Origin of the sequence: Paenarthrobacter sp. CM16, assembly GCF_013179505.1 — a bacterium.
In the GTDB taxonomy this organism is placed as follows: Bacteria; Actinomycetota; Actinomycetes; order Actinomycetales; family Micrococcaceae; genus Arthrobacter.
Map to the genome: position 1 here is coordinate 1 of NZ_JABMCX010000127.1, position 13,626 is coordinate 13,626.

A 13,626-nucleotide genomic window follows, 5' to 3' on the forward strand; every position below is an offset into this window, starting at 1 on the left:
CGGATACTTGTTGCACCAGTTCCAAAGCCCCCTCATCAATACCCGGACTGATAGTTGGGGAGGGAACGAGGACGGGCGCAACAAACTCCTGCTCAGCGTGGTGGACGCTGTCCGCAACACCATCCCGGATTCCATGCCGTTGCTCTTGCGGATCTCCGCTACCGATTGGGCTGACGGGGGAGTGGACCCTGAGGCCTCAGTCCGGCTGGCCCATGCCGCCGCAGCGCGTGGCGTAGACCTGGTGGATGTCTCCTCCGGCGGCGCCGTAGCGCACCAGGACATCAGGGCAGTCCCTGGCTACCAGGCCGGGTTCGCGGAACAGATCAGGCGCGACGCCGGTGTTCCCACCGGTGCGGTGGGGCTTCTCACCAGCCCTGCACAGGCCGAGGACATCGTTGCCAATGGCAGGGCCGATGCCGTCTTCATGGCCCGGGCGGCCCTGCGTGATCCGCATTGGTGGCTGCGGGCTGCGTACGAACTTGGCCATGACATCCCTTGGGTTCCGCAGTATCAACGGGCCGTCCCCCGCCACGGCTTCTAGAACCGGCTCCGGCCCTGTTATCCGAGGTTAGGCTGGTCACATGACGGAATCACGCCATGAACCCATGCCCACATCCGCGCCGCAGGCTGCTGCTGCGCCACCACCCGAGAATGCGGCCCAACCAGGACAAGCTGCGCACTCACTGAATCCTGCACAGGCACCGAATCCTGCACTGGCGCCCGACGGCCCGTCGGTGTCGGCGCCGCTGTCGGCCTTGTCCATCCGGGGCCTGGCCAAGCGCTTCGGAAACAAGATCGCCGTGGATGGCGTCAGCCTCGAAGTGCCCGCCGGATCCTTTTACGGGATGGTCGGTCCCAACGGCGCAGGCAAGACCACCACACTGTCCATGGCCACCGGGCTGCTCAGGCCGGACTTTGGCGCGGCCTTGATCCATGGAGTAGACGTGTGGGCCCGCCCGTTGGAGGCCAAGAAGCTCATGGGCGTGCTGCCTGACGGTGTGCGCCTTTTTGACAGGCTGACCGGCGAGCAACTGGTGACGTACTCCGGCCTGCTTCGCGGCATGGACCGCGACGTTGTCGGTGCACGTGTTCCCGAGTTGCTGGCCGCTTTGGACCTTGAAGCCGATGCTGGTTCCTTGGTGGTGGATTACTCCGCCGGCATGACCAAGAAGATCGCGCTGGCCTCGGCACTCATCCATGCACCCCGGCTCCTGGTCCTTGACGAGCCCTTTGAATCGGTGGACCCTGTCTCGGCCGCCAATATCAGGGGCATCCTGGAGGGGTACGTCGCCTCCGGAGGAACGGTCATTGTTTCCAGCCATGTGATGGACCTCGTCCAGCGCATGTGCAGCCACGTCGCCGTGGTTGCTGGTGGACGTGTTCTGGCGGCAGGGTCGGTGGATGAGGTCCGCGATGGCTCTACGTTGGAGGATCGCTTTGTCCAGCTTGTGGGCGGCGGACACCGAACGGAGGGTCTGGAATGGTTGCGCACCTTCTAAGCCTCAAATGGCGCCTGCTCCTTAACGGATTCAAGCGCAGTCCGTGGCAGTTGGTGGGCATGGCCCTGGGGCTCCTTTATGCGTTGGGATTGCTGGTCCTCCTTGTTGGAGGCCTCATAGCACTGCGGTTGGCTGATCCGGAGATCGCCCACACCGTGGTGGTATTGGGTGGAGCGGCCACAGTCCTGGGGTGGGCCATCATCCCGCTCGTTGCCTCGGCTGCAGATATGACCTTGGATCCTGCGCGGTTCACTACGTTCGCGATACCGTCCAGGCAACTCCTGACCGGCCTTGCCCTGGCAGGTTTCATCGGTATTCCCGGGCTGGCCACCCTGATCGCCGCCTTGGGAACAGTGGGAACCTGGTGGCGCGGTGTGCCGGCAGTTACCGGTGCCTTGGTGGGCGCGGTCCTGGGTGCCCTGACATGCATCGTGTTGTCCAAAGTGGTCACCACCGCGACGGCAGGCCTGGCCGCTTCCCGGCGCTTCAAGGATGTCAGCAGCATCATCGTCTTCATACCCTTGATCCTGCTGGGTCCCATCATGATGGGCATGGTGGACGGGGTCCGTGGCAGCGCGGACTACCTTCCGGTGCTCGCCCGGACGGTGTCGTGGACGCCGCTGGGTGCTGCCTGGTCCCTTGGCGGTGACTTGGATTCGGGCAATGTGGGTGCGGCTGGACTGAAGTTCCTGATCGCCGCTGCAACCATTGCCGCGCTCCTGCTTTGCTGGCACGTCCTCCTGAAGCGTGCGCTGGTGACCCCCGCATACTCGGGAGGCACAGCGCGGAAGGGCGGCAAGCTTGGACTGTTCGGAAGGCTTCCCGGGACGCCGTCCGGGGCTGTGGCTGCCAGGGCACTGATCTACTGGTTGAAGGATCCCCGGTATGCAGCGTCCTTGGTCATCGTTCCTTTGTTTCCGGTGCTTTTCTTCTTCAGCGGTTCCCAGAGCGGCAGCTACGGCCTGCTCATGATTCTGGGCCCCCTGACCGCTTTCGTCATGGCTTGGTCCATTTGCGCCGATGTCTCCTACGACAACACCGCTTTTGCCCTCCACCTCGCAGCCGGGGTCCGGGGAGTGGATGACAGGCTGGGCCGTGCGCTGGCCTGCCTGGCAATATCTCTTCCCATAGTGTTGATCTTCACGGTGGGGCCTTTCTTCATAACGGGGGATTGGCAATGGCTGCCCAACCTCCTGGGATTGTCATTGGGAACTCTTTTCACGGGCTTGGGGCTTTCTTCAGTCATCTCGGCCCGTTACAACGTTGCCGTCCCGTTGCCCGGAGACAGCCCGTTCAAGAAGCCGCCGGGAAACGTTGCCCAGACCCTGGTTGTCCAGGCGGTGGGGATGGGCGTCCTGGCCCTCCTGTTGGTTCCGGAGCTCGCGCTGGTGGCAGTCCAGGCTTTCACGGGCGGCCCGGAGGCCGGCTGGATCAACCTGGCAGCAGGGCCGGTGCTTGGCATCATCTTGTTCGTGGTGGGCATCCGTCTCGGTGGAAAATGGCTGGACGCACGGGGTCCGGAAATGTTCGCCCAGCTCAGTGTGAACCGCTAGCCACGTAACAACCATGCCCGCAGATGGGACATGGGATAACGTCTCTGTCAGATAGCTCGAAGATCCTTACCAAGAAAGGCCGTGACGATGGAAGTTGTCATTCTCCCTGGCACCAAGCAGATCGGTGCGCTTGCAGCCGATGCCATTGAAGCATTGGTCCGCCGTAAGCCGAACGCCGTGCTGGGCTTGGCCACGGGGTCCTCGCCGCTTCCTGTCTATGACGAACTCGCCCGCCGCTACGACGCCGGAGGGCTGGACTTCAGCCAGGCACACGGTTTCGCGCTGGACGAGTACGTGGGCCTTGAGGCTGGACATCCCGAGTCCTACCGCGAGGTGATACGGCGCGAATTCACCAACCGGGTCAACATCAAGCCGGAGAATGTGCATGGCCCGGACGGTGCTGCCCAGGATCTGGAGGCGGCCTGCCAAGACTACGAGGACGCCATCAAGGCCGTAGGCGGCGTGGACCTTCAGATCCTGGGTGTCGGCACTGACGGACACATTGGTTTCAACGAGCCGGGCTCCTCCCTGGCCTCGCGGACCCGGATCAAGACGCTGATCGAGCAGACGCGCAAGGACAACGCCCGCTTCTTCGACAGCATCGATGACGTTCCCCATCATGTGGTGACGCAAGGGCTGGGTACCATCATGGATGCCCGGCATGTGGTGCTGGTGGCGACGGGGGCCCAGAAGGCGCAGGCAGTCCGCGATTTCGTGGAGGGTCCCGTGGCTGCGATTTGTGCTGCATCGATCCTCCAGATGCACCCCCACGCGACAATTTTGGTGGATGAGGCGGCCGCTTCGTCACTGAAATTGGCTGACTACTATCGGCACACGTACGACAACAAGCCGGAGTGGCAGGGCATCTAGACGGTAAGATGTTTGGCATGACTACGCTTCCTCCGGATCCATTCGAAAACGACCCCATGCGCGAGCTTTCCGGAGCCGGAACGTCCACTGCCACCATTGAGCGCGAGGAAACGCGCCAGGAAGTGGAACCCGGCGACCGCGAGCGGTTTTCCCATTATGTCCGCAAGGAAAAGATCATGGAGTCGGCTTTGACCGGCGAACCGGTCATTGCCTTGTGCGGCAAGGTCTGGACGCCCGGGCGCGATCCCCAGAAGTTCCCGGTCTGCCCGGAGTGCAAGGAGATCTACGAAGGCCTCCGCCCCGGCAATGACGGTGGAAAAAACGGCGGCCCGGGCAACTCCAAGTAGTGGGTGGGAAGAGAACACAGGTCCCATCTGATCGTTGCCGTTGTGTCCTCCAGCCAGGCTTGCCCGCCTGGCTGGAGGTAATGGACGCTGCCATCAGGCCGGGGGAGTCAGCATGACAGAAACACTTTTCGGTGGCCCATCCCTGCCTCCGGCGTACCCTGAACGGGCCGCCTGGGGAACTGCGCCCAAGCTCCGTGCCTGGCAGCAGGAGGCCTTGGACCTCTATATGACCCGTAACCCCAAGGACTTCCTCGCCGTGGCAACCCCCGGCGCCGGTAAAACCACCTTCGCGTTGCGCATTGCCAGCACCCTGTTGGACAGCGGTGTGGTCAACAGGATTACGATCGTTGCTCCCACGGACCACCTGAAGCGGCAGTGGGCGGACGCAGCAGCCAAGGTGGGGATCGCCATCGACCCCAACTTCAAGAATTCCGATGGCCAGCACGGCCGGGGTTTTGTTGGCGTTGCCGTGACGTACGCGCAGGTGGCCAGCAAGCCCATGCTGCACCGTGCCAAGACTGAAGCGGCACGCACCTTGGTAATTCTGGACGAAATCCACCACGGTGGTGAAGCCCTGTCCTGGGGTGATGGATTGCGTGAGGCCTTCGATCCGGCCGCGAGGCGCCTGTCCCTGACGGGTACTCCGTTCCGTTCGGATACCTCGCCTATTCCCTTCGTTGAGTACGCTGAGGACCGGGACGGCATCCGCCGTTCCAAGGCTGATTACACCTACGGCTACGGCAACGCGCTGCGGGATCATGTGGTCCGCCCTGTACTTTTCATGGCTTATTCGGGCCAAATGCGGTGGCGCACCAGCGCGGGCGATGAAATGGCGGCCTCGCTGGGTGAAGCTGCCGTCACCAAGGACATCACTTCCCAGGCGTGGCGCACGGCGTTGAACCCCACCGGTGAATGGATCCCTGCCGTCCTCGCCGCGGCTGACAAGCGCCTCAGTGAGGTCAGGCGGACAGTGCCGGACGCCGGTGGCCTGGTCATTGCCACGGACCACGACGACGCCCGTGCCTACGCGGGTCAGCTCAAGAAGATCACGGGGCAGTCGCCCACCGTGATCCTCTCTGACGATTCCAAGGCGTCAAGCAAGATCGAAGAATTCTCCGCGGGTGATCAGCGGTGGATGGTTGCCGTCCGCATGGTCTCCGAAGGCGTGGACGTTCCGCGCCTGTCCGTCGGCGTCTATGCCACCTCCACTTCTACTCCGCTGTTCTTCGCCCAGGCTGTTGGACGTTTTGTGCGTGCCCGCAAGAGAGGTGAGACGGCTTCGGTCTTCCTCCCGTCGGTACCGCCGTTGATGATCCTCGCCAACACCATGGAGGCCGAGCGGGACCACGCTTTGGACCGCCCGGAGAAGGACGAGGACGGTCTCTTCAACCCTGAAGAAAACCTGATGGCTGAGGCCAACCGCGAGGACAAGGCGTCGGACGAGCTCACCAAGGGCAAATTCGAAGCTTTGGACTCCCAGGCGTCGTTTGACCGCGTCCTCTTTGATGGCGGCGAGTTCGGCACGGGAGCGGACATCGGTTCCGATGATGAGCTGGATTTCCTCGGCATTCCAGGGCTCCTCGACGCCGAGCAAGTGGGAACGCTGCTGCGTCAACGCCAGCACGATCAGCAATCGCGCAAGAAGCGCCAATCCCCGCTGGCGGCTGCGGCTTCGCCTGCTGTGCCCGACCACCGGATGCTGATGGATCTCCGGAACGAACTGGCCAAGAACGTTGCCGCCTGGGCTGCCCGAACCGGCACCCCGCACGGAGTGGTGCACACCAAGCTTCGTGAAGTGTGCGGCGGTCCGGCGGTGGCGCAGGCCAACGAGGAGCAATTGCAGGCCCGTCTTCGCAAGCTTCAGGACTGGTTCATCGGCAGGAAGTGACGGACCTTCATCAGGTACGCCGGAGGGCGCCGCGGTTGCGGCGCCCTCCGGCGTTTCCTGCGGTACAGCTGCCCGCGTCAGTCGCGTTCAACCTCGACGCCGGCTGCTTCCATCTCGTCGAGGGCCTCGCTGAGGTCTTCGGCAATTCCGGCGGTAAGCCCGGCGATGACGGTGGTGTTGTAGCCGGCCTGTACGGCATCGAGCGCCGTTGACTTCACGCAGTAGTCGGTGGCCAGCCCAACCACCACGACGTCTTCGACGTCATGGCTTTGCAGCCAGTCATCGAGTCCTATGGCATCCTCGTCGAGGACTTCGGCAACGGCGGCACCGGCTTTCAGGTCTCCGGTAGGGACGTCGTCCTCGGGGGCGAGGACTCCTTCAAAGCCGGAGTAGGCCGCCGTGTATTGGCCCTTGCGGAAGTAGGCCTGGATGTACTCGGGATCGAGGTCTTCGTGCAGCTCCGCGCCTTTGGTCCGGGCCCGGCAGTGCGGCGGCCAGGAATCCACCATGTCGGGGTCATCTGAAAAGTGCTCGCCAGGTTCGATGTGCCAATCCTGGGTGGCAACAATGTGGTCGAAGTGCTGTTGGTTGGCATCCACATATTCCGTGATGGCTCCGGCGATTGCTGCGCCACCCTCCACTGCCAGGGTGCCGCCCTCGCAGAAGTCGTTCTGGACATCGACGATGATCAGGGCACGGGACATCAGTTCTCCTCGTAAATGGTGGGAATGGCGGCCTCGCCGCGCTGGAGGCGGTTCACGACCGCGGGCAGCTCGGCCATGGTGGCAGCATGCCTTTCCTTGGCGCGGATCACGCCTTCGGGGCCGGTCCAGCCAGGGAGTACCTCGCCGTTCTTGACGAATTGGTGCAGCAGGGCGCGGTCGTTGCCGTCGTCTTCGGGACGGTGGCCGATCCCTACCACCTCCTGGGTGGCGCGGCCGTGTTCATTGAGTTTGCGGAGGGCGTATTTGCGGCCGCCCACGCTGGCTTTGTTCTTGGCGGCCTTGGCTACCGAAATGAACTCTCCGGAGTCGTTGGTGCGGCTGACGAGTTTGTAGACCATGCTGGCGGTCGGGGCGCCGGAGCCGGTCACCAGGGAGGTTCCAACGCCGTAGGAATCCACCGGGGCGGACTGCAGCGCAGCGATGGCGAACTCGTCGAGGTCCGAGGTCACCACGATCCTGGTGTTGACGTTGCCAAGGTCATCGAGCAACTGCCGCACCCATTGTGCCTGTGCAATGAGGTCGCCGGAATCCAGCCGGACCGCACCCAGCTTGTCGCCGGCGAGTTCGACGGCGGTGCGCACCGCGGTTTCGACGTCGTAGGTGTCCACCAGCAGTGATGTCCCTGGCCCGAACGTTGCGATCTGTGCTTCGAAGGCCTCCCGCTCGGTGTCATGGAGCAGGGTGAAGGAGTGGGCTGCCGTGCCGACTGTCTTGATGCCGTAACGGCGTCCGGCCTCCAGGTTGGAGGTGCTGGCGAAGCCGGCGATCACGGCGGCGCGCGCTGCCGCCGTCGCTGATTCCTCCTGGGTCCGCCGGGAGCCCATCTCGATGCAGGGCCGGGTGCCCGCCGCCGAGGTCATGCGCGAAGCGGCGGAGGCAATGGCGCTGTCATGGTTGAGGACGGACAGTATGTAGGTCTCCAATATGCAGGCTTCTGCGAACGTGGATTCCACAATCAGGATGGGGGAGTTGGGGAAATAGGCGTCGCCCTCGGCATAGCCCCAGATGTCGCCGCTGAACTTGTAGTCGGCCAGGTAGTCCAGTGTTTCCTGGTTTACTACTTTGTTCTGCTCGAGGAAGGCGAGCTCGGCGTCGCCGAAGCGGAAGTCTGCGATCCCCTCCAGCAGGCGTCCCGTGCCGCCCACTACGCCATAGCGTCGTCCGTCCGGCAGCCGCCGGGCGAAGGCTTCGAAGACCGAACGACGATGCGCGGCGCCTGAATGCAAAGAGGCCTGCAGCATGGTCAGTTCGTAATGGTCGGTGTACAAGGAAGTTGCGGGATGGTCCCAGGACGTGGCTCTACTCACGAATTCACTCTAGTGCGAGCCGCCATAGAATGGACAGATGAGCCCTAGCGTTGCGTACGGCACGGACATTGATGAACGGACCAAAGCTGCAGAGCAGTCCGCTACCGATGTCCTGAGCGCCCCTGATATCCCGTGGAACCTTGTGATCTGGAATGATCCCGTGAACCTGATGAGCTACGTGAGTTTTGTTTTCCAGAGTTACTTCGGCTATTCGGAGTCCAAAGCCCACAAGCTCATGATGGAGGTCCACAAGAAGGGCCGCTCCATCGTGGCCCATGGCAGCAAGGAACAGGTGGAGCAGCACGCGGTGGCCATGCATGGGTTTGGCCTGTGGGCCACTGTGGAGAAGGCCGCCAACGGCAACGAAACACCCGGAAAGGGCGGCCGCCAGCGTGGCTAAGGCATTCAAGTACGGACTCAAGGGCATCACCGGATACCTCGAACCCGCCGAGCGCGACCTCCTGCGCGGGTTGCTGGATGACGTCATTTCCATGCTGGAGCAGGACGTGCGGGAAAATGAGGACCCTTTGGCGGCCCTCATCGGCTTGGACATGGATGTCAAGCAGCCGAGTGACCGCGCCTTGTTGCGGCTGCTGCCCAACGTCATGAAGGACGACGACGGCGGCTCGCTGGAATTCAGGCAACTCACCGAACGCTCGGTGCGGGAAAACAAGATCGGCGCACTGAAGGCTGCGGCCATGGGGTTGGACAAAGACGACCTGGTCCTGACCCCGGAATCTGCCACGCGGTGGTCCATGGCGCTTAACGATGTCCGCCTGGTCCTCGCCGAACGCCTGGACATCCGGGATGAGGCGGATGCAGAACACATTCACAGCATGCAGGACTGGAGCCAGGCCGAAGACGTGGAAAGCTACCTGGCACTGGTTTACAACTTCACCACCTGGCTCCAGGAGTCCCTGGTGCAGGCCATGATGGCCGCAAGGCAGGCGAAATCCTGATCCGGACGGCCACGGAGTGCATCTGCCGTGTGACACATCAGACACGAGGCGGAGACCACAGGTAATGGCCGCACACCCAGGGAAGCCTTATTCTCGAATAATTATGACTTCAGCATCGGGTTCACCAAGCGGCGCCCTGGGCTCTGACGCCCCCATCAGCACGGGGGAACTTGTCGGGACGCGCCCGATCGGCATTTTCGACTCCGGCGTAGGTGGGTTGACTGTTGCGCGGTCCATCATCGACCAACTTCCCAACGAATCAATACTGTACGTCGGTGACACCGCCAACGGCCCCTACGGTCCGCTTCCCATCGCCGAGGTGCGTGCCAACGCCTTGGGTGTCATGGATGAGTTGGTGGACTCGGGTGTGAAGTTGTTGACCATCGCTTGCAACTCTGCGTCTGCGGCCGTGTTGCGGGATGCGCGGGAGCGGTACACGGCCCGCTACGGCATTCCGGTTATCGAAGTCATCCAGCCGGCTGTGCGCAGGGCCGTCTCTGCCACGCGTTCGGGCAGGATCGGCGTCATCGGAACCTCTGCAACGGTGGGATCGCGCGCCTATGAGGACACTTTTGCTGCCGCCCCCGATCTCAGCATCACCTCCGTGGCCTGCCCGGCGTTCGTGAATTTCGTCGAGGCGGGCATCACCACCGGCCCTGACTTGCTCGCTGCAGCCAACGAATACCTGGAACCGCTGAAGAAGGCCGGCGTGGACACAGTGGTTTTGGGATGCACCCACTATCCGCTGCTGACAGGTGTCATCTCCTTTGTCATGGGTGAGGACGTCACCTTGGTTTCCAGCGCCGAGGAGACCGCCAAGGACGTCTACCGGGCCTTGGCGAACCATGGCATCCAACGAACGGATCCCACCACGCCGAGCCACGAGTTCATTGCCACCGGAGACGCCGCCCAGTTCGAGACCCTGGCCCGGCGTTTCCTCGGACCGGAAGTTCTTTCCGTAAAGCACGTGGACCACGTAGCGGCCCAGTACCCCACCGGCAGCCTCGCCCGCATCACTCCCGAAATGCTGGAAGCGGCAAGGTCGGGAACAGGGTTGTCCCGGCGCTCGTACTTTGTGCAGCCGGACGCCACCGCGTACGGCAGTGCGGGCATGACCTTGGGGCGTGGACTGTGAAACTCACCATCGTGGGCTGTACAGGTTCATTCCCGGGTCCCGGCTCCCCGGCGTCGTGCTATCTGGTCACAGCGCACGACGGTGAGCGGGAGTGGAAGATCGTCATGGATCTAGGCAGTGGTGCCTTGGGCGCCATCCAGCGCTACACGGATCTGGAAGATATCGACGCGATCTTCCTGACGCACCTTCATCCCGATCATTGCATGGACTTGTGTGGACTCCATGTAGCTGTCCGGTGGAAGCCCGGCGGATGGGGACGGGACCGGCTCCCGGTCTGGGGACCTGCTGCCACGGCAGACCGGATGGCCACGGCATATGGCTTGGACCTTGATCCGGGCATGCACGAGGAATTCGACTTCACCCACTGGGCCGAACGCCGGCCAGTCACCGTGGGTCCCTTCACGGTGACACCCTATGCCGTCAACCACCCGGTGGAAGAGGCATATGCGTTGCGCGTCACGGCCACCGAACCCGGCAAGGACGGCGTGCCTGTCACGAAAATCCTGACCTACTCCGGGGACACCGATTCCTGCCAGGGCCTTGAGGACGCGGCCAAGGACTCGGACCTCTTCCTATGCGAAGCAGCATTCGAGGAAGGACGCGACGACGACATCAAGGATGTCCACCTCACCGGCAAGCGGGCAGGCGAGGCGGCGACCAACGCTGCTGCCAAGAGGCTGCTCCTCACCCACATACCCGTCTGGACATCGCAAACCAAGGTCCTGTCCGAAGCAAAACCGGTATTCGCCGGCGACGTCGCCGTCGCAGTTGCCGGAGTCCACTACACCATCTAGCCGGGCGATCCAGACACGACCGGCGTCGGAGGGCGCCCGGGGCTTGGCTAAGCTTGAACCATGACTTCTGAAGCTACAGCCACACCCGTCATCCGCGCCGATGGCCGGACACCTGACCAACTGCGTCCCATCAGCATCACCCGCGGCTGGTCCAAGCAGGCCGAAGGTTCGGCGCTGATCGAGTTCGGCAACACCCGGGTCCTGTGCACAGCTTCCTTGACCGAGGGCGTGCCGCGCTGGCTCAAGGGCGAAGGCCGCGGTTGGGTCACTGCCGAGTACGCCATGCTTCCCCGCGCCACCAACACCCGATCCGACCGTGAGTCCGTCAAGGGCAAGATCGGCGGGCGCACGCACGAGATCTCACGCCTGATCGGACGCTCTCTGCGATCCATCATCGACACCAAGGCGCTGGGTGAGAACACCATCGTCCTCGACTGCGACGTCCTGCAGGCTGACGGCGGCACCCGCACCGCTGCGATCACCGGCGCGTACGTGGCACTGGCCGAGGCCATCCGCTTCGCCCGGGAGAACAAGCTCATTGCCCGTAACGCGGAGCCGCTGGTGGACACCATTGCAGCCGTCTCCGTGGGGATCATTGACGGTGTGCCCATGTTGGATCTTCCCTATGTGGAGGACGTTCGGGCAGAGACGGACATGAACGTCGTAGTGACTGGATCGGGGAAGTTCGTAGAAGTCCAGGGCACTGCCGAAGGCGCCCCGTTCGACCGCGATGAACTCAACGCACTGCTGGATCTCGCCCTGTTGGGCACCACCCAGTTGTCCGCGATCCAGCGCGAGACCCTGGCTGAGGCCCCGTGAGCGGCACACTGCCAGGCGATGCTCCGCGCCTTGTCCTCGCCACCCACAACAAGGGCAAGCTGAGGGAACTTCGGGAACTGCTGCGGGGCCAGGTTCCAGGACTCGACGTCGACACCCAAGTGGTGGACGCCGCTGCCGCAGGTGCCCCGGATGTTGCGGAAACCGGCGTCACCTTTGCCGAGAACTCGCTCCTCAAAGCCCGCGCAGTGGCAGAGGCGACGGGTCTGGTGGCTATTGCCGATGATTCCGGCCTGGCCGTTGACGTCCTGGGCGGAGCTCCCGGGATTTTCTCAGCACGATGGTCCGGAACCCATGGGGACGACGTCGCCAACCTGAACCTGTTGCTTGCCCAGCTTTCTGATGTTCCGGACGCGTTCCGTGGAGCTGCGTTTGTCTGTGCTGCCGCCTTGGCTGTGCCGGGTTCCGATGGCATTGCCCATGAAACCGTGGAGTATGGCCAGCTTGAGGGGACGCTACTGCGTGAACCCCGGGGCGAGGGTGGCTTTGGCTACGACCCCGTGCTGCAGCCTGCCGGGATGGACCGCAGCTGTGCAGAACTGAGCCCGGAGGAGAAGAACGCCATCAGCCACCGTGGACAGGCGTTCCGCGCGCTGCTTCCGGCGATTGTCTCAGCGTTGTCCGGGGCCGGTTCGACGTAGGTTCTTCCCCGGCACCCAAAAAAAGCACCCTGCCTGCGCAGGGTGCTTTTTTTGGTGTACCAGCCTGTTGTCAGGCTTGTGCTTTTGAAGCGGTACGTGGCGCCTTAGTGCTCGCCGTGCTTGCCGCCCTCGTGTTCCTCGATGAACTCTTCCACGGGGTCGGTGCCCTCTGCCGCTGCCTTGCGCTTGGCCACGAAGCCACGGCCGATCTCAATGAAGATGGGGATGACCGAGATCAGGACGATCACAATGAAGATGATGTCGATGTTGTTGCCAACCCACTCGAACTGGCCGAGCCATGCCCCGAGCAGGGTGACGCCGCCGCCCCAAAGGACGGCACCGATGACGTTGAAGAGGAAGAACTTGCGCTTATCCATCTGCGCGACGCCCACGATCACCGGCACAAACGTGCGGATGATGGGAACGAAGCGGGCCAGGATCAAAGCCTTGCCGCCGTGCTTTTCGAAGAACGCATGGGCGCTCTCCACATTTTCCTTCTTGAAAAGCCGTGAATCCGGCTTGTTGAAGATGGCCGGGCCGGCCTTGGAGCCTATGAGATAGCCGGTTTGATTGCCGATGATGGCTGCCACGATGATCATCCCGCACATGGCCCAGAGGTTGAATTCGATGGCGCCGGTGGAAACCAGCAGTCCGGCTGTGAACAGCATCGAGTCGCCCGGCAGGAAGAAGCCCACCAGGAGGCCTGTTTCTGCGAAAACAATGGCGCAGACAAGGAGGACCACCCAAGGTCCCAGCGGTGAATCGCGGAGGAAGACGTCGGGGTTCAACCAGTCCGGCAGGAACGAAGCCATGGAGGGCTGAACCGGTCCCGCACCCCCGATAGTGGTCACGGCAAGGTCGTTTATCGCAGAAAAGATCACCCAACAAGCCTACTTGACAGCCGTCGTCGTGATTTTCGGTGTGCGGGACCTCTTGACTCACGCTTCACCGCTTGTATGGTTAGTTACATGAGTAATGAACCAGTGAGGCGGTGGCGCTGATGATCGATGACAGCAAACCGATTTTCCTCCAGATCGCCGAACTCATTGAGAACGGGATCGTTGACGGCAC

The 13,626-nt window shown here is 62.9% G+C and carries 14 protein-coding genes and 1 pseudogene; 12 read left to right on the forward strand and 3 right to left on the reverse strand.

All coding sequences use genetic code 11. The annotated features are described in order from the left end of the window. The 6 genes and pseudogenes from HP499_RS12605 to HP499_RS12630 form a co-directional block, all read left to right on the forward strand. A pseudogene (locus HP499_RS12605) lies at window positions 1-541 on the forward strand (NADH:flavin oxidoreductase/NADH oxidase); the annotation flags it as partial. A 64-nt stretch (window positions 542-605) separates the two neighbouring features. Continuing rightward, a complete protein-coding gene (locus tag HP499_RS12610; RefSeq protein ID WP_172324408.1) occupies window positions 606-1,499 on the forward strand; it encodes an ABC transporter ATP-binding protein in 894 nt (297 codons plus the stop codon). After that, the gene (locus HP499_RS12615) at window positions 1,481-3,052 is read left to right on the forward strand and encodes a transporter (RefSeq protein WP_172324398.1); all 1,572 of its coding nucleotides are present in this window, start codon (window positions 1,481-1,483) and stop codon (window positions 3,050-3,052) included. Before HP499_RS12610 ends, HP499_RS12615 begins: the two co-directional genes overlap by 19 nt. Window positions 3,053-3,139: 87 nt before the next feature. After that, window positions 3,140-3,922 (forward strand): glucosamine-6-phosphate deaminase, encoded by a 783-nt coding sequence (gene nagB, locus HP499_RS12620; protein WP_172324399.1) that lies wholly within the window; start codon window positions 3,140-3,142, stop codon window positions 3,920-3,922. An 8-nt stretch (window positions 3,923-3,930) separates the two neighbouring features. Continuing rightward, entirely contained in the window at window positions 3,931-4,269 is a 339-nt protein-coding gene (locus HP499_RS12625; protein ID WP_089595519.1) for a DUF3039 domain-containing protein, read from the forward strand. 112 nt (window positions 4,270-4,381) lie between these two features. Then, window positions 4,382-6,157, forward strand: coding sequence for a DEAD/DEAH box helicase (locus HP499_RS12630; RefSeq protein WP_172324400.1), 1,776 nt, complete (start codon window positions 4,382-4,384; stop codon window positions 6,155-6,157). A 77-nt stretch (window positions 6,158-6,234) separates the two neighbouring features. Here HP499_RS12630 and HP499_RS12635 read toward each other — a convergent pair whose 3' ends face one another. Together HP499_RS12635 and HP499_RS12640 are read right to left on the reverse strand one after the other, a co-directional pair. After that, a complete protein-coding gene (locus tag HP499_RS12635; RefSeq protein WP_172324401.1) occupies window positions 6,235-6,861 on the reverse strand; it encodes an isochorismatase family protein in 627 nt (208 codons plus the stop codon). After that, window positions 6,861-8,189 carry a nicotinate phosphoribosyltransferase gene (locus tag HP499_RS12640; protein ID WP_172324402.1) on the reverse strand — a complete coding sequence of 443 codons (1,329 nt, stop codon included), beginning with the start codon at window positions 8,187-8,189 and terminating at the stop codon, window positions 6,861-6,863. Before HP499_RS12640 ends, HP499_RS12635 begins: the two co-directional genes overlap by 1 nt. 37 nt (window positions 8,190-8,226) lie before the next feature. Between HP499_RS12640 and clpS the strand changes: the two genes are divergently transcribed. From clpS to rdgB, 6 genes are all read left to right on the forward strand, one after another. After that, window positions 8,227-8,589, forward strand: a complete 363-nt coding sequence (gene clpS / locus HP499_RS12645) for an ATP-dependent Clp protease adapter ClpS (RefSeq protein ID WP_172324403.1) — start codon at window positions 8,227-8,229, stop codon at window positions 8,587-8,589. Continuing rightward, on the forward strand, window positions 8,582-9,148 hold the full coding sequence (locus HP499_RS12650) for a DUF2017 family protein (RefSeq protein WP_172324404.1): 567 nt from the start codon (window positions 8,582-8,584) through the stop codon (window positions 9,146-9,148). Before clpS ends, HP499_RS12650 begins: the two co-directional genes overlap by 8 nt. A gap of 103 nt (window positions 9,149-9,251) precedes the next feature. Continuing rightward, complete coding sequence (murI, locus tag HP499_RS12655) at window positions 9,252-10,283, forward strand: glutamate racemase (RefSeq protein ID WP_375154253.1); 1,032 nt, start codon at window positions 9,252-9,254, stop codon at window positions 10,281-10,283. Further along, window positions 10,280-11,077, forward strand: a complete 798-nt coding sequence (locus tag HP499_RS12660) for an MBL fold metallo-hydrolase (protein ID WP_172324406.1) — start codon at window positions 10,280-10,282, stop codon at window positions 11,075-11,077. The genes murI and HP499_RS12660 overlap by 4 nt, the downstream gene beginning before the upstream one ends. 60 nt (window positions 11,078-11,137) lie before the next feature. Next, on the forward strand, window positions 11,138-11,896 hold the full coding sequence (gene rph, locus HP499_RS12665) for a ribonuclease PH (RefSeq protein WP_011775233.1): 759 nt from the start codon (window positions 11,138-11,140) through the stop codon (window positions 11,894-11,896). Next, on the forward strand, window positions 11,893-12,555 hold the full coding sequence (gene rdgB, locus HP499_RS12670; RefSeq protein ID WP_172324407.1) for an RdgB/HAM1 family non-canonical purine NTP pyrophosphatase: 663 nt from the start codon (window positions 11,893-11,895) through the stop codon (window positions 12,553-12,555). Before rph ends, rdgB begins: the two co-directional genes overlap by 4 nt. Window positions 12,556-12,659: 104 nt before the next feature. Here the strand turns inward: rdgB and HP499_RS12675 are convergent, their stop codons facing one another. Then, window positions 12,660-13,421, reverse strand: coding sequence for a VTT domain-containing protein (locus HP499_RS12675; protein WP_172324410.1), 762 nt, complete (start codon window positions 13,419-13,421; stop codon window positions 12,660-12,662). Window positions 13,422-13,626: the final 205 nt, after the last annotated feature.

What these genes read in the sequence shown, in the direction of transcription:
- HP499_RS12610 (WP_172324408.1), top strand. Translation starts at nt 606, where the DNA reads ATGCCCACATCCGCGCCGCAGGCTGCTGCTGCGCCACCACCCGAGAAT.
- HP499_RS12615 (WP_172324398.1), top strand. Translation starts at nt 1,481, where the DNA reads ATGGTTGCGCACCTTCTAAGCCTCAAATGGCGCCTGCTCCTTAACGGA.
- nagB (WP_172324399.1), top strand. Translation starts at nt 3,140, where the DNA reads ATGGAAGTTGTCATTCTCCCTGGCACCAAGCAGATCGGTGCGCTTGCA.
- HP499_RS12625 (WP_089595519.1), top strand. Translation starts at nt 3,931, where the DNA reads ATGTTTGGCATGACTACGCTTCCTCCGGATCCATTCGAAAACGACCCC.
- HP499_RS12630 (WP_172324400.1), top strand. Translation starts at nt 4,382, where the DNA reads ATGACAGAAACACTTTTCGGTGGCCCATCCCTGCCTCCGGCGTACCCT.
- HP499_RS12635 (WP_172324401.1), bottom strand. Translation starts at nt 6,861, where the DNA reads ATGTCCCGTGCCCTGATCATCGTCGATGTCCAGAACGACTTCTGCGAG.
- clpS (WP_172324403.1), top strand. Translation starts at nt 8,227, where the DNA reads ATGAGCCCTAGCGTTGCGTACGGCACGGACATTGATGAACGGACCAAA.
- murI (WP_375154253.1), top strand. Translation starts at nt 9,252, where the DNA reads ATGACTTCAGCATCGGGTTCACCAAGCGGCGCCCTGGGCTCTGACGCC.
- rph (WP_011775233.1), top strand. Translation starts at nt 11,138, where the DNA reads ATGACTTCTGAAGCTACAGCCACACCCGTCATCCGCGCCGATGGCCGG.